This is a genomic window from Qipengyuania nanhaisediminis, assembly GCF_045862805.1.
In the GTDB taxonomy this organism is placed as follows: domain Bacteria; phylum Pseudomonadota; class Alphaproteobacteria; order Sphingomonadales; family Sphingomonadaceae; genus Erythrobacter; species Erythrobacter nanhaisediminis_A.
The window spans coordinates 2,140,497-2,157,112 of sequence record NZ_AP025760.1; the positions used below are offsets into that span (position 1 = coordinate 2,140,497).

A 16,616-nucleotide genomic window follows, 5' to 3' on the forward strand; every position below is an offset into this window, starting at 1 on the left:
GCCGCACCGAATTCGGATCAGACGCGCCGACGCTTGGACGGGCGAACGCCGTTGTGCGGGATCGGAGTCACGTCGCGGATCGAGGTGATGTTGAAGCCCACCGCGGCGAGGCCGCGCAGCGCGCTTTCGCGGCCCGAGCCCGGGCCCTTCACTTCGACTTCGAGGGTGCGCACACCGTGTTCGGCGGCCTTCTTGCCGGCATCGTCGGCAGCGACCTGCGCTGCATACGGGGTCGACTTGCGGCTGCCCTTGAAGCCCATCATGCCTGCCGAGGACCAGCTGATGGCATTGCCCTGGGCATCGGTGATGGTGATCATGGTGTTGTTGAAGCTGGCATTGATATGCGCAACGCCGCTGGTGATGTTCTTCCTGTCGCGGCGCCTTACTTTGCCGGGTTCGCGTGCCATTGTTCTTATTCCTTATAAAACGGTCAGAAGGAAAAAGCCTGTCGGGTTTCCCCGGCGGCTTACTTCTTCTTGCCTGCGATCGGCTTGGCCTTGCCCTTGCGGGTGCGGGCGTTGGTGTGAGTGCGCTGACCGCGAACGGGCAGCTGGTTACGGTGACGCAGGCCGCGATAGGAACGCAGGTCCATCAGGCGCTTGATGTTCATCGCGGTGTTGCGACGAAGATCGCCTTCGACCGTGTGATCAGCATCGATCGTTTCACGAATGCGCAGGACTTCCTCGTCGGTGAGGTCCTGGACACGTGCCGAATGCGGGATACCGAGCTTGTCGGCGATCTGGACGGCCGTGGTGCGGCCAATTCCGTGAATATAGGTCAGCGCGATGATAACGCGCTTGTTGGTGGGGATGTTTACCCCGGCAATACGAGCCACTTAATTCTCCATGCTCCACAGGGGTCGTGCAGGCTTTGGCCTGCCCCCTATCTCGACGCTCAATTCACTCGCCACCCACGGTCCGGCCTGAAACGGCAAAAGTCCGGATGGCACACCACATGAGGGCAATGCCTGCCGGACCGGATTCGCCTGAGCCTTTACGGGCGTGTCGAATGAGAGGCGCGCTTACGGTGATTCGACCAGAAGGTCAACCGCAGGGACGCGCGATATCGACCGAGCCGCCCAAATAGGCAGCTTCGCATCGATTTCAACCATCGTGATACACGTCCACGACCCGCCGGTCAAAACCCTGCGGGCTTAACCATCGTTGAGATCTTCGAACGCCTCGTCGACCGCGCTGGGACTCTCGGGATCCTCGAGCACCGCGTCGGGATCGATCGCGATCGCGGCATCGTCCCCGCCCTCGCCCATGCCATCCTGGCCGGTACCTTCGGGCGCATCGCCGCCATCGGGCGCCGGGTCCGGCGCTGGCGCTGGCGGCGCTGCGGGGGCGGCGGGCGCCTCGACCATGCCGAGCGCGTTGCCGAGCCGCGTCAACTGCAAGGTCATCACCCCGTCGACCGCCTGCGCGATGACCGGCAGCGGATAGCGCATCGCGCCCGCGACATTGTATTCCCACACGATCCGGGTGCCATTATCGGCTTCGCTGATCGCGATGGTGAGCACGCCGGTGACCGGTTCGCTCTGGAGCGGGCCAAGCGCGCCCTGCATCCGCAAGGCGACCTCGGGATAGGCCTGGATGACGCGCATGTGCTCGACGCTGCCTTCGAGCGTGAAGCGCCCGGGCTCGTCGACTTCGGGGATCTTTTCGCAAAAGCATCCGCCCGCCTGCGGGACGAGGCTCAAATTGGCGGCATCGGCGGACCAGGTGTGCTCGTCCGACCACCAGCGCGCCGGGCTGATGAGCGCCAGCCACACAGCCTTGGGATCGGCTTCGACGATTGCTTCGGCGCGGGTGACGAAATGACCGTTTTCGGCGGTCACCACCTCGGCGGCGGCAGGAGCGCTGGTCGCCGCGGCGAACGCGGCAGCGATGAATGTGAGGGTGTGGCGCAAGGGTTTCGTGTCCTTTCGGTTGCGCGGCCCTCGTTAAAGCCTTGCGCGCCGAGAGGAAACCCCGATCAGCCGGCGAGCACCGCGTCGATTGCTTTGGCGACAACTTCGATATCGGCCATGCCGTCGACCCGGGTGACGATCCCGCGAGCTTCGTAGCCGGGCAGGATCGGAGCGGTCTTGGCGCGGTATTCGTCCATCCGCGTGCGCACGGTTTCCTCGTTGTCGTCCGGACGGCGCTTGAACTCGGTGGCGAAGCACACGTCACACACGCCCTCTTTCGACGGCGGATTCGCGGTGTCGTGGTAAAGCGCGCCGCACTTGGCACAGGAAAAACGCCCGGTGATCCGTTCGACCAGCGCATCGACATCGACCTCGAGCTCGATCACGTGGTCGAGACTGCGGCCATGCCTTGCAAGGATGCCGTCGAGCTGCTGACCCTGCGCTTCGGTGCGCGGATATCCGTCAAAGATCGCGCCCTGGTCGTCGGGCATGTCAGCCAGGTTGTCGTCGATCAGCTTGGAGACGATCTCGTCCGAGACCAGTTCGCCGCGATCCATCACCGCCTTGGCTTCGACCCCGACCGGGGTCTGCGCCTTCACGGCGGCGCGCAGCATATCGCCGGTGGAAAGCTGCTTCATCCCGTGCCGCTCGACGAGCCCGGCGCTCTGGGTGCCCTTGCCCGCCCCCGGAGGTCCAAGAAGAATGATGTTCACGAACCCTGATCCCCTGTTGCGGCCCGACCGTCTTCGCGGTGCGCGGCCGGCCTTACGGATGAACGAACCTGCTGCCTAGCGCTTGCGCCCCTTGAGCTTGGCCTTCTTGATGAGGTCGCCATACTGGTGTGCCAGCAGGTGCGACTGGACCTGGCTGATGGTGTCGACGGTGACGTTGACGACGATCAGCAGGCTGGTGCCGCCCAGGAACAGCGGGATGCCGGTCTGGGCAATCATGTATTCGGGCACGACGCAGACGAAGGTCAGATAGGCCGCGCCGACCACGGTGATGCGGGTGAGCACATATTCGAGATAGTCGGCGGTGCGCTTGCCCGGACGGATGCCGGGAATGAACCCGCCATTGCGCTTGAGATTGTCCGCGGTCTCCTCCGGGTCGAACACGACCGCGGTGTAGAAGAAGCAGAAGAAGATGATCCCGGCGGCATAGAGCAGCATGTAGATCGGCTGACCATGCGCGAGATATTGGTTGAGCGTCACCACCGTCTGGCCGAACGCGCTGGTGGTGTCGACCGAATTGCCCGCGAACGAGCTGATGGTGAGCGGCAGCAGCAGCAGCGAGGACGCGAAGATCGGCGGGATGACGCCGGCGGTGTTGAGCTTAAGCGGCAGGTGCGAACGATCCGCCTGCATCATGCCCTGCTGGGTCGCGCGCTTGGGATACTGGATCAGCAGGCGGCGCTGGGCGCGCTCGACGAAGCTGATGAGCAGGATCAGGCCGACGACCATGACGATGAAGGCGATGATGATGGTCGGCGCAATCGCGCCGGTGCGTCCGCCTTCGAACATGTTGACGGCAAAGGTCGGGAACTGGGCGACGATGCCGGCCATGATGATCAGCGACACGCCGTTGCCGATCCCGCGACTGGTGATCTGCTCACCGAGCCACAGCAGGAACATGGTCCCGCCGACAAGGCTGATGACCGCGCCGACGCGGAACATGTAGCCCGGCTGCACCACCGCGGCGATGCCCTGCGACGACGCGAAGCTTTCCAGCCCCGTCGCCAGGAACCATCCCTGGATCGCGCACAGGAAGACCGTGCCGTAACGGGTGTACTGGTTGAGCTTCTGCCGCCCGGTCGCGCCCTCTTTCTTGAGCGCGGCGAGCGTCGGGTGCAGCGCGCTTGCCATCTGCACCACGATCGAGGCGGTGATGTACGGCATCACGCCGAGCGCGATGAGGCTCATATTGGCGAGCGCACCGCCGGTGAAGGTGTTGAACAGGTCGATGATCGTGCCCTGCGTCTGCGCCGCCAGCTGGTCGAGCGCGAGCGGGTTGATACCCGGAAGCGGGACGAAGCTGAGGAAGCGGAAGACGATCAGGACGCCAATGGTGAACCAGATACGCTGGCGCAATTCGGTCGCCTGGGCAAAATTGCCGAGGTTCAGATTGCTGGCGATGTTGTCGGCGCGTGATGCCATTGTCTGTCAATCGATCCTAGAATCTGTGCCGGCTATCCCGGCTGCGACGGCCTAGATAGGTAGCGCGGGCGGACTTGTCGAACCCCCGCGGCGATATTTCCCCTTTGCCGGGCACCGGCGATGATCCGGCACCCGGCGAGGAAACGGCTATCAGGCGTCGGCCTTGGCGTCGGTTTTCTTGGGCGCGGTCACTTCGACGCTGCCACCGGCCTTTTCGACTGCGGCAATCGCGCCCTTGGTGGCGCCGGTGACGACGAACTTGGCCTTGGCCTTGATCTCGCCCTTGCCGAGCAGACGGACACCGTCTTTGCCACCGCGAACGAGGCCGGCTGCGCGCAGCGTCTCTTCGGTGATGTCCTTCTTGCCGTCGATCTTCTTGGCGTCAATGAACTTCTGGACCATGCCGATGTTCACCTCGGCATAATCCTTGCCGAACGGGTTGTTGAAGCCGCGCTTGGGAAGACGCATGTGAAGCGGCATCTGGCCGCCTTCGAAGCCCTTGATGGCGACGCCCGACCGGCTCTTCTGGCCCTTCTGGCCGCGTGCGGCGGTCTTGCCCTTGCCCGAACCGATACCGCGGCCCTTGCGGACGCGGACCTTACGGGCACCATCATTGTCTCGGATATCGTTGAGTTTCATGTGCACTCGCTTTCGCTTTCTGACGGCCCCACCACGGGGCTGCGCGCTGTTGGAAGCGGCGCCGATAGCCGAGCTTGCCGCGAGGTGCAAGCATTGTTCCCGCAGAGCCAAGGATCGCGGTGGCCCGCGCCGCCATTTGCGGCCGGATATGCGCTAGCCGGCCGGGACATGCGGCGCAGGTGCGCGGCCTATTTCGAGCCGTAGACCCCGATGCCGTAATAACACGGCTGCACCGAGCAATTGATCATCCCGGTGCGCAGCGAGAAGCGCGCGGACCGGCGCGGTGTCACGTTCACGATCGGGGTGTCGTCGACCAGCACGTCCTCGTCGATGAGGTTGCCGTTCTCGTCATAGAGCCACAGGTCGATATCCGAGCAATCGCGATCGCACTGGGCCACCATCATGTAGCTCATGCCGGCGCTCAGATCGAGCGTGACCGTTTCTTCCTGGCCCTGGTTGAGCTGGCCATTGTGACGCGAATGGGTCGAGGAGAAGCCCCGCGAACTGGCGATGTTGCGAGTGAGGTCGAGCAAGCGGTTCACCTCCTGCTCGTACACGCCCTGCGCGGTGATCGGCGCGCCCGCGCCCAGCGCAAGAGCCGCCACGCCCGCCAGTGCAAGGCCCGATTTCGTCCAACGTCCATACATGATGATCCCCCTCCCCTTCGCGATTCGCCGGTTCGGGCCAAAATTACCACGCGGCACGCCCATCGGCCAAATTCGCACCAATGTGTGGGAGACGCGCTGCAAACGAAAAGGCCGCCCCTCGCGGGACGGCCTTTCGTTGCATCTGCCCATGATCGGCGTGCCTAGTCGACGATTTCGACCAGGTGCGGGATCTTGGCGACAGCGCCGCGAACTTCAGGGGTGTCCTGGCGTTCGACGACCTTGTGCATCTTGTTGAGCCCAAGACCGATGAGGATCTTGCGCTGGCTTTCGGGACGGCGGATCGGCGAACCGACCTGCTTGATCTTGATGGTCTTGCTTCCAGCCATTGTCGTTTACTCCACGATAGCAGCGGCGTCGGCCTCTGCTTCGGTTTCGCTCACCTGGCCGCCGCGACCCAGGAGGTCGGCGACTTTCTTGCCGCGACGCTGCGCAACCGACTTCGGCGAAGTCTGGTCCTGCAGCGCCTCGAAGGTGGCGCGGATCATGTTGTACGGGTTCGAGGTGCCGACCGACTTGGTCACCACGTCGGCAACGCCGAGGCTCTCGAACACGGCGCGCATCGGACCGCCGGCGATGATGCCGGTACCCGGAGGCGCGGTGCGAACGGTGACCTTGCCGGCACCGAAACGGCCATTGCCGTCATGGTGCAGCGTGCGGCCTTCCTTGAGAGGCACGCGGATCATCTTCTTGCGCGCGGCAGCGGTCGCCTTGGTGATCGCCTCGGGCACTTCGCGGGCCTTGCCGTGGCCGAAGCCGACGCGGCCCTGGCCGTCACCGACAACCACGAGCGCTGCAAAACCGAAGCGCTTGCCGCCCTTCACCGTCTTCGAGACGCGGTTGATGTGAACCAGCTTCTCGATGATGCCGTCATCTTCTTCCTCGCGGCGGCCGCCACGACGATTGTCGCGGCCACCACGGCCACGGCCACCGCCGTCACGGTTGCCACCACGGCCACGACCACGGCCCTGGCGGGGCTGCTCTTCGGTCTTGGCTTCGGCGGTCGGCTGAGCGCTCGGCTCCTGCGCCGGGTTCTGGTTGTCAGCGGCCTCGCTCGGCGTTTCGGCAACAGCCGGGGTCTCGGTCGCTGCCGGAGCAGCGTTCTCGGTCGCGGCCGTTTCGGTTGCCGCTGCGGTGTTTTCCGCTTCGGTGGTTTTCTTGTCGTCAGCCATCATCAGAACTCCAGCCCGCCTTCGCGAGCGGCATCGGCCAGCGCCTTGACGCGGCCATGGAACAGGAACCCGCCGCGATCGAACACGACGTTGGTCACGCCGGCCTTCTTGGCGGCAGCGGCGATGTCCTTGCCCACCTGGCTGGCGGCATCGACATTGGCGCCCGAATTCTTCGCGCCCAGCGTCGAAGCGGAGGCCACGGTGCGGCCTTCGGCATCATTGATGATCTGCGCGTAGATGTGGCGGCCGGTGCGGTGCACCGACAGACGCGGCTTGTCGCCCGAACGCGCACGGAGCGCGGTGCGAACACGGCGGCGGCGCCGTTCAAAGAGAGAAAGTTTTGCCATCTTACTTCTTCTTCCCTTCCTTGCGGAAGATGTACTCGCCGCGATACTTGATGCCCTTGCCCTTGTAGGGTTCGGGCTTGCGGAATTCGCGGATTTCAGCGGCGAACTGGCCAACGGCCTGCTTGTCGATGCCCGAGATCTCGACCGTGGTCTGGTCCGGGGTCTTCACTTCGATACCTTCCGGCACGGTGAGGTCGACATCGTGGCTGAAGCCGAGCTCGAGCTTCAGGGTCTTGCCCTGGGCCTTGGCACGGTAACCGACACCCGAAATCTCGAGCGTCTTGGTGAAGCCTTCGGTCACGCCTTCGACCAGGTTGGCCACCAGCGTGCGCTGCATGCCCCAGTAGGAGCGCGCCTGCTTGGTGTCGTTGGCCGGGTTCACGTGGATCTCGTCACCCTCGACCTTGTAGTCGATGAGATCGGACAGACCCATGGTGAGCGTGCCCTTGGGGCCTTTCACCGTCAGCGTGTCGCCTTCGATATTGGCCGTCACCCCGTTGGGGACTGCGACCGGTTTCTTGCCGATGCGGCTCATCAGAAGACCTCCGCGAGCACTTCGCCACCGACCTTGTTTTCGCGTGCTTCGGCATCCGAGAGGACACCGCGCGGGGTCGAGACGATGGTGATGCCAAGGCCGTTGCGCACGGTCGGAAGTTCCTTCGAACCCGAATAGACGCGGCGGCCCGGCTTGGAAACGCGCGCGACGTGCTTGATCGCCGGCTCGCCTTCGAAATACTTCAGTTCAATCCGCAGCGCGGGGTGCTTGCCGCTCTCGTCTTCCGAATAGCCACGGATGTAGCCTTCGCGCTGAAGCACTTCGAGGACGTTCGCACGCAGCTTGGAAGCGGGCGAGAGGACGGAATCCTTCTTCGCCTGCTGGCCGTTGCGGATGCGGGTGAGCATGTCACCCAGGGGATCGGTCATAGCCATCTGTCAGTTCCTCACCAGCTCGACTTCGTCAGGCCGGGGATCATGCCCCGGTTGCCGAGTTCACGAAGTTCGATGCGGTTGATGCCGAACTTGCGGTAATAGCCGCGCGGGCGGCCGGTGGTGGCGCAGCGATTGCGCACGCGGGTCGGATTCGCATTGCGCGGAATCTCGGCCATCTTCAGGCGCGCGATCAGACGCTCGCTCTCGTCGAGCGATTCATCGTTAGCGATAGCCTTCAGCTTCTCGTACTTGGCTGCGTATTGCTTCACGAGCTTCTTGCGACGCTCGTTCTTGTTGATCGAACTCAGTTTCGCCATTGGACTTAAGCTCTCTTCCTGTCTGTCTCGTTCACGGCGCGCTTACGCGGCCTTCTTGTCTTCGCCGGCTTCGCCCTGGAAAGGGAAGCCGAACAGACGCAGCAATTCGCGCGCCTCTTCGTCGGTCTTGGCGGTGGTCGTGATGATGATGTCCATCCCGCGCACCTTATCGATCTTGTCGTAGCTGATCTCGGGGAACACGATCTGTTCCTTGAGACCCATCGCGTAATTGCCGCGACCGTCGAACGAACGGGCGTTCACACCGCGAAAGTCGCGGATACGGGGCATGGCAATCGTCACGAGGCGATCGAGGAATTCGTACATGCGTTCGCGGCGCAGGGTGACCTTGCAACCGATCGGCATGCCTTCGCGCAGCTTGAACTGAGCGATCGACTTCTTGGCCTTGGTGATGACCGGCTTCTGACCGGCGATCAGGGCCATTTCCTCGGCAGCGACCTGAACCTTCTTCTTGTCCTGGCTCGCTTCGCCCACGCCCATGTTGAGCGTGATCTTTTCGAGGCGCGGGACCTGAAGACGGTTGGTGTAACCGAACTTCTCGGTCATCGCCTTGACGATTTCGTCTTCGAACTTGGCTTTCAGCCGGGGCGTGTAATCAGTCATTGACGACCTCCCCACTCTTCACGGCAACGCGCACCTTCTTGCCGTCCTTCTCTTCGAAACGGACGCGGGTGGGCTTGCCATCCTTGGGATCGGCGAGGGCAACCTTGGAGATGTGCATCGGAGCCGGCGAACGGTCGATGCCACCTTGCGGATTGGCCTGGCTGGGCTTGACGTGGCGGGTGGCGACGTTGACGCCCTCGACGATGATCTTGCCATCCTTCGGCAGGACCTTCTGGACGGTGCCGGTGCGGCCCTTGTCCTTGCCCGAGAGCACGACGACCTCGTCACCCTTGCGGATTTTTGCAGCACCCATGGTCAGAGCACCTCCGGAGCGAGCGAAATGATTTTCATGAAGCCGCGACCGCGCAGTTCGCGCACCACCGGGCCAAAGATACGGGTGCCGATGGGCTCCTCGCTCTTGTTGACCAGGACAGCGGCGTTGCTGTCGAAGCGGATCACGCTGCCATCGGGACGGCGGACGTCCTTCTTGGTGCGAACGATGACGGCACGGTGGACGTCGCCCTTCTTCACCTTGGCACGCGGCTGGGCTTCCTTGACGGAAACCACGATCACGTCGCCGACGGAGGCAAACCGGCGCTTCGAGCCGCCCAGCACCTTGATGCACTGGACGCGCTTTGCGCCGCTATTGTCCGCGACGTCGAGATTGGATTGCATCTGGATCATTGATCCGGTTCCTTCTCTTGGCTTGCCGAGACACCCGATGCTGACCGGGGCAAGGCAGTTCCGTTCGTCAAATTACTCTGCGGCGCCCGGGGTCGCTTCGGCGACGTCCAGATCCGCTTCGATCGCCTGCACTCCGCCGGCCACGACACGGTCCTTGACGGCCCAGGTCTTGGTCTTGGAGATCGGCTTGGTCTCTTCGATGCGAACGACGTCACCGATGGTGTACTCGTTGGCTTCGTCGTGAGCGTGATACTTCTTCGAACGACGGATGATCTTCCCGTAGAGCGGGTGCTTCACCTTGCGTTCGACCAGAACGGTCACGGTTTTGTCGGTCTTGTCGGAGGTGACAGTCCCGATCAGGATACGTTTCGGCATTGTCTACTCCTTACGCCTTGGCTTTGGCGGCTGCCGCGCGCTCGTTCTGCAGCGTCTTGATCTGAGCGATCGTGCGACGCACTTCGCGGATCCGCGAAGGCTTTTCGAGCTGGTTGGTGGCAGCCTGGAAGCGCAGGTTGTACTGCTCGCGCTTGAGCTCGGTGAGCTCGGCGGACAGCTGGTCATCGGTCTTCGTGCGAAGATCTTCGAGATTGGCCATTATTCGCCTCCCAGGTGCGAGGTGTCGCCGAGACGGGCGACGACCTTGGTCTTGATCGGCAGCTTCATCGCGGCGCGTTCGAAAGCGAGCGCGGCAACCTTGCCGTCGACGCCGTCGAGTTCGAACAGGATGCGGCCCGGCTTGACGCGAGCAGCCCAGTATTCGACCGAGCCCTTGCCCTTACCCTGACGCACTTCGGCAGGCTTCTTGGAGACCGGCACGTCGGGAAAGACGCGGATCCACAGGCGGCCCTGGCGCTTCATCGCGCGGGTGATGGCACGACGCGCGGCTTCGATCTGGCGCGCGGTGATACGCTCGGGCTCGAGAGCTTTGAGACCATAGGCGCCGAAGTTCAGCGTGGTGCCGCCCTTGGCGTCGCCCTTGATCTTGCCCTTGAAGGCCTTGCGATACTTGGTTTTCTTCGGTTGCAGCATTGTCAGTTACCTCAACGTGCAGGCCGGACGCCGGAAGTCTGGGCTTCCATCATCAGGCGGTCCTGCGCGGTGGGATCGTGAGCGAGGATCTCGCCCTTGAAGATCCACACCTTGATGCCGATGATCCCGTAGGCGGTGAGCGCCTCGGTCTCGGCATAGTCGATGTTGGCGCGCAGCGTGTGAAGCGGCACGCGGCCTTCGCGGTACCATTCCACGCGGGCGATCTCGGCACCGCCGAGACGGCCGCCGCAAACGATCTTGATGCCTTCGGCACCCAGACGCAGCGCGGACTGCACGGCGCGCTTCATCGCGCGGCGGAAAGCGACACGGCGGACCAGCTGGTCAGCGACGCCCTGGGCGACGAGCTTGGCGTCGATTTCCGGCTTGCGGATCTCGACGATGTTCAGCTTCACTTCGCTTTCGGTCATCGTGCTCAGCTTGGAACGCAGCTTCTCGATGTCCGCGCCCTTCTTGCCGATGATGACGCCCGGACGCGCAGCATAGATCGACACGCGGCACAGCTTGGCCGGGCGTTCGATCACCACCTTCGAGATCGCTGCCTGCGGCAGGTTCTCGAGGATGTACTTGCGGATCTTGATGTCCTCGGCGAGCAGACCGGCATAGTCACGCCCTTCGGCGTACCAGCGGCTGTCCCAGGTGCGGTTGATCTGCAGGCGCAGACCGATCGGATTGCTCTTCTGGCCCATGGTTTACGCCTCTTCCTGTTCGCGAACGACGATGCGCAGCTTGCTGAACGGCTTCAGGATGCGGGTCGACTTGCCGCGGCCACGGGTGTGGAACCGCTTCATCGTGATCGACTTGCCCACCGAAGCCTCGGCAACGACGAGAGCGTCGACGTCGAGATCGTGGTTGTTCTCCGCATTGGCGATCGCCGAAGCGAGAACCTTGCTGGCGTCCTTCGCCATCGCCTTCTTCGAGAAGGAGAGGATGTTCATGGCCTCTTCGGCCTTCTTGCCGCGGATGAGCTCGGCAACGAGGTTGAGCTTCTGCGCCGAACCACGGATCGTGGTGCCGACGGCGAGCGCCTCGTTGTCGGCCACGCGACGGGGAGACTTTGCCTTGCCCATTATCGCTTGCCCTTCTTGTCAGCCGCGTGGCCCGGGAAGTTGCGCGTGGGCGCGAACTCGCCAAGCTTGTGGCCGACCATTTCTTCCGAAACGGAGACCGGAATGAACTTCTGGCCGTTGTAGACGTTGAACGTCAGACCCACGAACTGCGGGAGGATGGTGGAGCGACGCGACCAGGTCTTGATCGGCTTGGTGCTGTTCGCTTCCTGTGCGTCCTCTGCCTTTTTCAGCAGGCTGAGTTCGACAAACGGACCTTTCCAGACGGAACGTGCCATCGTGTCTTACCTCTTCTTCTTCGCGTGACGCGAACGGATGATCATCTTGTCCGTCTGCTTGTTCTTGCGGGTGCGGGCACCCTTGGTCGGCTTGCCCCACGGGGTAACCGGGTGACGGCCACCGCTGGTGCGGCCTTCACCACCACCGTGCGGGTGATCGACCGGGTTCTTTGCGACACCGCGAGTAAGCGGACGGCGACCCTTCCAGCGGGTGCGACCGGCCTTGCCGAAATTCTGGTTCTGGTTGTCGGGGTTCGAGACCGCGCCAACCGTACCCATGCAATCGGCGCGCAGGTAACGCTGCTCGCCCGAGTTGAGCCGCACGATGACCATGCCGCGGTCACGACCGACGAGCTGGACATAGGCGCCTGCCGAACGGGCGATCTGGCCGCCCTTGCCCGGCTTCATCTCGACATTGTGGCAGATCGTGCCGACCGGCATCTGACCGAGCAGCATGGCATTGCCAGGCTTGGTGTCGGTCTTCTCGCCGGCAACCACCGTGTCACCGACAGCAAGGCGCTGCGGGCAGATGATGTAGGCCAGTTCGCCGTCTTCGTACTTGATCAGCGCGATGAAAGCGGTCCGGTTGGGGTCGTATTCGATCCGCTCGACGGTCGCGGGGACATCCCACTTGCGACGCTTGAAGTCGATGAAGCGATACTTCTGCTTGTGGCCACCCGCGATACCGCGACTGGTCACATGGCCCTTGTTGTTACGGCCGCCGGTCTTGCGCTTGCCTTCGGTGAGCGACTTGACCGGACCACCTTTGTGGAGGCCCGACTTGTCGACCAGGATGAGGCCGCGCCGTGCGGGGCTTGTCGGTTTGTAGTTCTTGAGTGCCATGATCCGCCTCAGATACCGCTGGTAATGTCGATCATCTCGCCGTCAGCGAGACGGACGACCGCCTTCTTGAAGTCGGAACGCTTGTAGGGCTTGCCCTTCCAGCGCTTCGTCTTGCCTTTGGTGAGGATGGTGTTCACCGAGACGACCTTCTTGTCGTAGATCGCCTCGACTGCTTCCTTGATCTGCGGCTTGGTCGCGTCGTTCGCCACCTTGAACACCACCGCGTTGTTTTCCGACGCAATCGTCGACTTTTCGGTGATGTGGGGTGCGAGGATCACGTCGTAGTGCCGCGCGTCGATGCTGTCCTTCTTAGCCATTGAAGCGCGCCTCCAGCTTTTCGACCGCGTCCTTGGTCAGGATCAGCGTGTCGTGGTTGAGGATGTCGTAGACGTTGGCACCACGCGCCGGGAGCACGTTGACGCCCGGGATGTTGCCGGCAGCCTTCTTGAAGCCGTCGTTCACGTTCTCGCCGTCGATCACCAGGACCTTGCCGGCAAAGCCGTGCTTGTCGAAGTGACCCTTGAGCGCCTTCGTCTTGGCATCCTTGAGCTCGAGGCTGTCGAGGACGACGAGGCCGTCCTTGGCCTTGGTCGAGAGCGCCATCTTCAGGCCGAGTGCGCGGATCTTCTTGTTGAGCGACTGCTCGAAGTCCCGCTTGCGCGCGCCGTGAGCCTTGCCGCCGCCGATAAAGATCGGAGCGCCGCGATCGCCGTGGCGAGCGCCGCCCGAACCCTTCTGGGCACCGAACTTCTTGCCGGTGCGCGCAACGTCCGAACGCTCGCGCGTCGGGCGTGCGGTGGCACGGCGGTTCTCGAGCTGCCAGGTCACGACCCGGTGCAGGATATCGGCACGCGGGGTCACACCGAACACGTCGTCAGACAGTTCGATATCGCCCGAGGCCTTCCCGTCGATTTTCTGGACCTTCACCTTCATGGCTTAGTCTTCCTTCTTCTCTTCCGCGGCCGGAGCACTGGCTTCGGGTGCGGGAGTGTCTGCGGCAGCGTCTGCGCCTGCGGTTTCCTCAACCGGGGTCTCGGCGGCAGGAGCTTCGTTGGCCGGAGCCTTGGTCTCGACGACGGCACCGGGGAACGGCAGATCGTCGGGCTGCGAAACCTTCACGGCGTCACGAACCATCAGCCAGCCATTCTTCGAGCCAGGGACCGAGCCCTTGACGAAGATCAGGCCGCGGGTCGCGTCGGTGCGGACCACTTCGAGGTTCATCTGGGTGCGCTGACGGTCGCCCATGTGGCCGGCCATCTTCTTGCCCTTGAACACGCGGCCCGGATCCTGGCGGTTACCCGTCGAACCGTGCGAACGGTGCGAGATCGAGACACCGTGGGTGGCGCGAAGACCGCCGAAGCCCCAGCGCTTCATGGCGCCGGCAAAGCCCTTACCCTGGGTGTGACCGGTGATGTCGACCTTCTGGCCGGCAACGAAGTGATCGGCGCTGATCAGCGAACCGACCGGCACGAGGCCGTCTTCGTTCTCGACGCGGAATTCGGCAACGCGCTGCTTGAGGCCGACACCGGCCTTGCCAAAATGCTCGCGCTGCGGCTTGGCGACGTTTTTCTGCTTTGCTTCGCCCGCGCCGAGCTGAACGGCGTAGTAGCCGTCCGTGTCAGCGGTGCGGTGCGAAACGACCTGGCAATCTTCCAGAGCGAGAACCGTCACGGGCACGTGCCGTCCGTCCTCCTGGAAGAGGCGGGTCATCCCAACCTTCTTTGCGATCACGCCTGTGCGCATCGTGCATACTCCTTACAGAGGCACCCAAGGGACCATCCCAGAGGTGCGTGCGGAACGCCTCGCTTCCTTGGCATTCCAATCGGCCCAAATTTTTATGCTGCTATTCGCCCCGTCCGGGCTGATGCCTCCCCTCGCCGCTGTGGCGAGGTTTGGCGAGACGGGGGACGCAGCCCGGACCGTGTTTCCCGTGAAGGAAGGGTCCGGCGGTATCCCAATGTCTTGCCGGTCGCTGTGACCGACGGGGCCAGTGGAGCCCCAAACTGTCCGACCGTTTCACGTCCGGTCGACGGACGGCGGGTCAACCGGCTCAGGCCAGCTTGATCTCCACATTGACGCCGGCGGCCAGGTCGAGCTTCATCAGCGCGTCGACCGTCTGGGCGTTGGGCTGAACGATGTCGAGCAGCCGCTTGTAGGTGCGCACCTCGAACTGCTCGCGCGACTTCTTGTCGATGTGCGGGCCGCGGTTCACGGTGAACTTCTCGATACGCGTCGGCATGGGAATGGGGCCACGAATAAGCGCGCCCGTGCGACGGGCCGTGTCAGCGATTTCGCCAGTTGCCTGGTCGAGAACGCGGTGGTCGAACGCCTTGAGGCGAATACGAATATTCTGAGCTTCCATTACCTACACCAATGCGAAAGAGCCAAAGAACGGTTTCCCGCTCTCAAAAACAAAAGGCCAGCCCCGCGTCGCTCGTGCTTCTGCGGGCGGCCCAATCAAATTTCGTTACAACGGAAACGAATCTCCGCTGCGGTTGGCGCGCGTATATCGGCAGGCCGGGATTCTGGCAACCCCGAAACATGCCCGAATTTTCGCGCGCCGCGATCAGGCGTGTTTCCGCTGCGTTCGCAGGGAAATCCGCCTCACACAAATTGGGGGCCGGCTCACTTGCGCGAACCGGCCCCCGAATTTGTCCGTGTCCCCCCGGAAGGGGCAGCGGCTTACTTGGTGATCTTGGCGACCACGCCCGAGCCGACGGTGCGACCGCCTTCGCGGATAGCGAAGCGCAGGCCTTCGTCCATGGCGATCGGAGCGATCAGCTTGACGCCGATGGTCACGTTGTCGCCCGGCATCACCATCTCGGTGCCTTCGGGAAGGATCACTTCGCCGGTCACGTCGGTGGTGCGGAAGTAGAACTGCGGGCGGTAGTTGGCGAAGAACGGCGTGTGACGGCCACCTTCGTCCTTCGACAGCACGTAGACTTCGGCGTTGAACTCGGTGTGCGGAGTAACCGAACCCGGCTTGGCGAGAACCTGGCCACGCTCGACTTCTTCACGGGCGACACCGCGGATCAGGGCACCGATGTTGTCGCCGGCCTGGCCCGAGTCGAGCAGCTTGCGGAACATTTCGACGCCGGTGACGGTCGTCTTGGTGGTGTCCTTGATGCCGACGATTTCGACTTCGTCGCCGACATTCACGACGCCGGTTTCGACGCGGCCGGTGACAACCGTACCGCGACCCGAGATCGAGAACACGTCTTCGATCGGCATCAGGAAGTCCTTGTCGACGGGACGATCCGGCTGCGGGATGTTTTCGTCGACAGCGGCCATGAGTTCGCGGATCGAGTTTTCACCGATTTCCGGATCGCGACCTTCGAGAGCGGCCAGGGCCGAACCCTTGACGATGGCGATGTCGTCGCCGTCGAAGCCGTACTCGCTGAGCAGTTCGCGGACTTCCAGTTCGACGAGCTCGAGGATTTCCTCGTCGTCGACCTGGTCGACCTTGTTCATGTACACGACCAGAGCCGGAACGCCGACCTGACGGGCAAGCAGGATGTGCTCGCGGGTCTGCGGCATCGGGCCGTCGGCTGCGTTCACGACCAGGATCGCGCCGTCCATCTGGGCGGCACCGGTGATCATGTTCTTCACGTAGTCGGCGTGACCCGGGCAGTCGACGTGCGCGTAGTGACGGTTGTCCGTCTCGTACTCGACGTGCGCGGTCGAAATGGTGATGCCGCGCTCGCGCTCTTCGGGAGCCTTGTCGATGTTAGCGAAATCGACAGCCGAACCCAGGACCTTGGTGATCGCTGCGGTCAGCGTGGTCTTGCCGTGGTCGACGTGACCGATGGTGCCGACATTGACGTGCGGCTTGTTACGCTCGAATTTTTCCTTCGCCATTTCTCTAATAACCTTCTTTTGGAATGATTGCTGTGCGGGAGAAAGGGCGGCCCCGCGGAATCAGGCGCCGCCCCTAGCTGTTA

28 protein-coding genes are annotated in these 16,616 nt (G+C 63.2%); all 28 read right to left on the bottom strand.

Annotated elements, in window-relative coordinates:
• Window positions 1-17 precede the first annotated feature (17 nt).
• The gene (gene rpsK, locus ACKTSM_RS10320) at window positions 18-407 is read right to left on the bottom strand and encodes a 30S ribosomal protein S11 (RefSeq protein ID WP_007164597.1); all 390 of its coding nucleotides are present in this window, start codon (window positions 405-407) and stop codon (window positions 18-20) included.
• A gap of 59 nt (window positions 408-466) precedes the next feature.
• Window positions 467-835 (bottom strand): 30S ribosomal protein S13, encoded by a 369-nt coding sequence (gene rpsM / locus ACKTSM_RS10325; protein WP_407874570.1) that lies wholly within the window; start codon window positions 833-835, stop codon window positions 467-469.
• Between the two features lie 318 nt (window positions 836-1,153).
• Window positions 1,154-1,912 carry an SRPBCC family protein gene (locus tag ACKTSM_RS10330; RefSeq protein WP_407874571.1) on the bottom strand — a complete coding sequence of 253 codons (759 nt, stop codon included), beginning with the start codon at window positions 1,910-1,912 and terminating at the stop codon, window positions 1,154-1,156.
• 65 nt (window positions 1,913-1,977) lie between these two features.
• Entirely contained in the window at window positions 1,978-2,625 is a 648-nt protein-coding gene (locus ACKTSM_RS10335) for an adenylate kinase (protein WP_407874572.1), read from the bottom strand.
• A 75-nt stretch (window positions 2,626-2,700) separates the two neighbouring features.
• Window positions 2,701-4,065: a preprotein translocase subunit SecY gene (gene secY, locus ACKTSM_RS10340; protein ID WP_407874573.1), complete on the bottom strand. Its 1,365-nt coding sequence runs from the start codon at window positions 4,063-4,065 to the stop codon at window positions 2,701-2,703.
• Between the two features lie 150 nt (window positions 4,066-4,215).
• Window positions 4,216-4,704: a 50S ribosomal protein L15 gene (gene rplO / locus ACKTSM_RS10345; protein WP_407874574.1), complete on the bottom strand. Its 489-nt coding sequence runs from the start codon at window positions 4,702-4,704 to the stop codon at window positions 4,216-4,218.
• A 188-nt stretch (window positions 4,705-4,892) separates the two neighbouring features.
• Window positions 4,893-5,351 carry a hypothetical protein gene (locus ACKTSM_RS10350; protein WP_407874575.1) on the bottom strand — a complete coding sequence of 153 codons (459 nt, stop codon included), beginning with the start codon at window positions 5,349-5,351 and terminating at the stop codon, window positions 4,893-4,895.
• Between the two features lie 161 nt (window positions 5,352-5,512).
• Window positions 5,513-5,698: a 50S ribosomal protein L30 gene (rpmD, locus tag ACKTSM_RS10355; RefSeq protein ID WP_407874576.1), complete on the bottom strand. Its 186-nt coding sequence runs from the start codon at window positions 5,696-5,698 to the stop codon at window positions 5,513-5,515.
• 6 nt (window positions 5,699-5,704) lie between these two features.
• Window positions 5,705-6,544 carry a 30S ribosomal protein S5 gene (gene rpsE / locus ACKTSM_RS10360; RefSeq protein ID WP_407874577.1) on the bottom strand — a complete coding sequence of 280 codons (840 nt, stop codon included), beginning with the start codon at window positions 6,542-6,544 and terminating at the stop codon, window positions 5,705-5,707.
• Complete coding sequence (gene rplR, locus ACKTSM_RS10365; protein WP_407874578.1) at window positions 6,544-6,888, bottom strand: 50S ribosomal protein L18; 345 nt, start codon at window positions 6,886-6,888, stop codon at window positions 6,544-6,546. Before rplR ends, rpsE begins: the two co-directional genes overlap by 1 nt.
• 1 nt (window position 6,889) lies before the next feature.
• Entirely contained in the window at window positions 6,890-7,423 is a 534-nt protein-coding gene (gene rplF / locus ACKTSM_RS10370) for a 50S ribosomal protein L6 (RefSeq protein ID WP_407874579.1), read from the bottom strand.
• Window positions 7,423-7,818, bottom strand: coding sequence for a 30S ribosomal protein S8 (gene rpsH, locus ACKTSM_RS10375; protein WP_407874580.1), 396 nt, complete (start codon window positions 7,816-7,818; stop codon window positions 7,423-7,425). Before rpsH ends, rplF begins: the two co-directional genes overlap by 1 nt.
• 11 nt (window positions 7,819-7,829) lie before the next feature.
• The gene (rpsN, locus tag ACKTSM_RS10380; RefSeq protein WP_407874581.1) at window positions 7,830-8,135 is read right to left on the bottom strand and encodes a 30S ribosomal protein S14; all 306 of its coding nucleotides are present in this window, start codon (window positions 8,133-8,135) and stop codon (window positions 7,830-7,832) included.
• A 42-nt stretch (window positions 8,136-8,177) separates the two neighbouring features.
• A complete protein-coding gene (gene rplE, locus ACKTSM_RS10385) occupies window positions 8,178-8,756 on the bottom strand; it encodes a 50S ribosomal protein L5 (RefSeq protein ID WP_407874582.1) in 579 nt (192 codons plus the stop codon).
• Window positions 8,749-9,069, bottom strand: coding sequence for a 50S ribosomal protein L24 (rplX, locus tag ACKTSM_RS10390; RefSeq protein ID WP_407874583.1), 321 nt, complete (start codon window positions 9,067-9,069; stop codon window positions 8,749-8,751). The genes rplE and rplX overlap by 8 nt, the downstream gene beginning before the upstream one ends.
• Before the next feature lie 2 nt (window positions 9,070-9,071).
• A complete protein-coding gene (gene rplN, locus ACKTSM_RS10395; protein ID WP_010411138.1) occupies window positions 9,072-9,440 on the bottom strand; it encodes a 50S ribosomal protein L14 in 369 nt (122 codons plus the stop codon).
• A 72-nt stretch (window positions 9,441-9,512) separates the two neighbouring features.
• Complete coding sequence (rpsQ, locus tag ACKTSM_RS10400) at window positions 9,513-9,815, bottom strand: 30S ribosomal protein S17 (RefSeq protein WP_407874584.1); 303 nt, start codon at window positions 9,813-9,815, stop codon at window positions 9,513-9,515.
• Between the two features lie 10 nt (window positions 9,816-9,825).
• Window positions 9,826-10,035 (bottom strand): 50S ribosomal protein L29, encoded by a 210-nt coding sequence (gene rpmC, locus ACKTSM_RS10405; protein ID WP_407874585.1) that lies wholly within the window; start codon window positions 10,033-10,035, stop codon window positions 9,826-9,828.
• Window positions 10,035-10,469, bottom strand: coding sequence for a 50S ribosomal protein L16 (gene rplP, locus ACKTSM_RS10410; protein ID WP_407874586.1), 435 nt, complete (start codon window positions 10,467-10,469; stop codon window positions 10,035-10,037). Before rplP ends, rpmC begins: the two co-directional genes overlap by 1 nt.
• A gap of 11 nt (window positions 10,470-10,480) precedes the next feature.
• On the bottom strand, window positions 10,481-11,176 hold the full coding sequence (gene rpsC, locus ACKTSM_RS10415) for a 30S ribosomal protein S3 (RefSeq protein WP_407874587.1): 696 nt from the start codon (window positions 11,174-11,176) through the stop codon (window positions 10,481-10,483).
• Between the two features lie 3 nt (window positions 11,177-11,179).
• Entirely contained in the window at window positions 11,180-11,557 is a 378-nt protein-coding gene (gene rplV / locus ACKTSM_RS10420) for a 50S ribosomal protein L22 (protein WP_407874588.1), read from the bottom strand.
• Complete coding sequence (gene rpsS, locus ACKTSM_RS10425) at window positions 11,557-11,832, bottom strand: 30S ribosomal protein S19 (RefSeq protein ID WP_165197486.1); 276 nt, start codon at window positions 11,830-11,832, stop codon at window positions 11,557-11,559. The genes rplV and rpsS overlap by 1 nt, the downstream gene beginning before the upstream one ends.
• A 6-nt stretch (window positions 11,833-11,838) precedes the next feature.
• Complete coding sequence (gene rplB, locus ACKTSM_RS10430; protein ID WP_300595238.1) at window positions 11,839-12,675, bottom strand: 50S ribosomal protein L2; 837 nt, start codon at window positions 12,673-12,675, stop codon at window positions 11,839-11,841.
• Between the two features lie 8 nt (window positions 12,676-12,683).
• Entirely contained in the window at window positions 12,684-12,992 is a 309-nt protein-coding gene (locus ACKTSM_RS10435) for a 50S ribosomal protein L23 (RefSeq protein WP_407874589.1), read from the bottom strand.
• The gene (gene rplD, locus ACKTSM_RS10440; protein WP_407874590.1) at window positions 12,985-13,608 is read right to left on the bottom strand and encodes a 50S ribosomal protein L4; all 624 of its coding nucleotides are present in this window, start codon (window positions 13,606-13,608) and stop codon (window positions 12,985-12,987) included. The genes ACKTSM_RS10435 and rplD overlap by 8 nt, the downstream gene beginning before the upstream one ends.
• Before the next feature lie 3 nt (window positions 13,609-13,611).
• On the bottom strand, window positions 13,612-14,418 hold the full coding sequence (rplC, locus tag ACKTSM_RS10445; protein WP_407874591.1) for a 50S ribosomal protein L3: 807 nt from the start codon (window positions 14,416-14,418) through the stop codon (window positions 13,612-13,614).
• Between the two features lie 307 nt (window positions 14,419-14,725).
• Window positions 14,726-15,037, bottom strand: coding sequence for a 30S ribosomal protein S10 (gene rpsJ, locus ACKTSM_RS10450; RefSeq protein ID WP_006831877.1), 312 nt, complete (start codon window positions 15,035-15,037; stop codon window positions 14,726-14,728).
• A 320-nt stretch (window positions 15,038-15,357) separates the two neighbouring features.
• Window positions 15,358-16,533 carry an elongation factor Tu gene (gene tuf / locus ACKTSM_RS10455; RefSeq protein WP_407874592.1) on the bottom strand — a complete coding sequence of 392 codons (1,176 nt, stop codon included), beginning with the start codon at window positions 16,531-16,533 and terminating at the stop codon, window positions 15,358-15,360.
• Between the last annotated feature and the right edge of the window lie 83 nt (window positions 16,534-16,616).

Coding starts and splice junctions, on each gene's coding strand:
- rpsK (WP_007164597.1), bottom strand. CDS start 407: ATGGCACGCGAACCCGGCAAAGTAAGGCGCCGCGACAGGAAGAACATC.
- secY (WP_407874573.1), bottom strand. CDS start 4,065: ATGGCATCACGCGCCGACAACATCGCCAGCAATCTGAACCTCGGCAAT.
- rplO (WP_407874574.1), bottom strand. CDS start 4,704: ATGAAACTCAACGATATCCGAGACAATGATGGTGCCCGTAAGGTCCGC.
- ACKTSM_RS10350 (WP_407874575.1), bottom strand. CDS start 5,351: ATGTATGGACGTTGGACGAAATCGGGCCTTGCACTGGCGGGCGTGGCG.
- rpmD (WP_407874576.1), bottom strand. CDS start 5,698: ATGGCTGGAAGCAAGACCATCAAGATCAAGCAGGTCGGTTCGCCGATC.
- rpsE (WP_407874577.1), bottom strand. CDS start 6,544: ATGATGGCTGACGACAAGAAAACCACCGAAGCGGAAAACACCGCAGCG.
- rplR (WP_407874578.1), bottom strand. CDS start 6,888: ATGGCAAAACTTTCTCTCTTTGAACGGCGCCGCCGCCGTGTTCGCACC.
- rplF (WP_407874579.1), bottom strand. CDS start 7,423: ATGAGCCGCATCGGCAAGAAACCGGTCGCAGTCCCCAACGGGGTGACG.
- rpsH (WP_407874580.1), bottom strand. CDS start 7,818: ATGGCTATGACCGATCCCCTGGGTGACATGCTCACCCGCATCCGCAAC.
- rpsN (WP_407874581.1), bottom strand. CDS start 8,135: ATGGCGAAACTGAGTTCGATCAACAAGAACGAGCGTCGCAAGAAGCTC.
- rplE (WP_407874582.1), bottom strand. CDS start 8,756: ATGACTGATTACACGCCCCGGCTGAAAGCCAAGTTCGAAGACGAAATC.
- rplX (WP_407874583.1), bottom strand. CDS start 9,069: ATGGGTGCTGCAAAAATCCGCAAGGGTGACGAGGTCGTCGTGCTCTCG.
- rplN (WP_010411138.1), bottom strand. CDS start 9,440: ATGATCCAGATGCAATCCAATCTCGACGTCGCGGACAATAGCGGCGCA.
- rpsQ (WP_407874584.1), bottom strand. CDS start 9,815: ATGCCGAAACGTATCCTGATCGGGACTGTCACCTCCGACAAGACCGAC.
- rpmC (WP_407874585.1), bottom strand. CDS start 10,035: ATGGCCAATCTCGAAGATCTTCGCACGAAGACCGATGACCAGCTGTCC.
- rplP (WP_407874586.1), bottom strand. CDS start 10,469: ATGCTGCAACCGAAGAAAACCAAGTATCGCAAGGCCTTCAAGGGCAAG.
- rpsC (WP_407874587.1), bottom strand. CDS start 11,176: ATGGGCCAGAAGAGCAATCCGATCGGTCTGCGCCTGCAGATCAACCGC.
- rplV (WP_407874588.1), bottom strand. CDS start 11,557: ATGGGCAAGGCAAAGTCTCCCCGTCGCGTGGCCGACAACGAGGCGCTC.
- rpsS (WP_165197486.1), bottom strand. CDS start 11,832: ATGGCACGTTCCGTCTGGAAAGGTCCGTTTGTCGAACTCAGCCTGCTG.
- rplB (WP_300595238.1), bottom strand. CDS start 12,675: ATGGCACTCAAGAACTACAAACCGACAAGCCCCGCACGGCGCGGCCTC.
- ACKTSM_RS10435 (WP_407874589.1), bottom strand. CDS start 12,992: ATGGCTAAGAAGGACAGCATCGACGCGCGGCACTACGACGTGATCCTC.
- rplD (WP_407874590.1), bottom strand. CDS start 13,608: ATGAAGGTGAAGGTCCAGAAAATCGACGGGAAGGCCTCGGGCGATATC.
- rplC (WP_407874591.1), bottom strand. CDS start 14,418: ATGCGCACAGGCGTGATCGCAAAGAAGGTTGGGATGACCCGCCTCTTC.
- rpsJ (WP_006831877.1), bottom strand. CDS start 15,037: ATGGAAGCTCAGAATATTCGTATTCGCCTCAAGGCGTTCGACCACCGC.
- tuf (WP_407874592.1), bottom strand. CDS start 16,533: ATGGCGAAGGAAAAATTCGAGCGTAACAAGCCGCACGTCAATGTCGGC.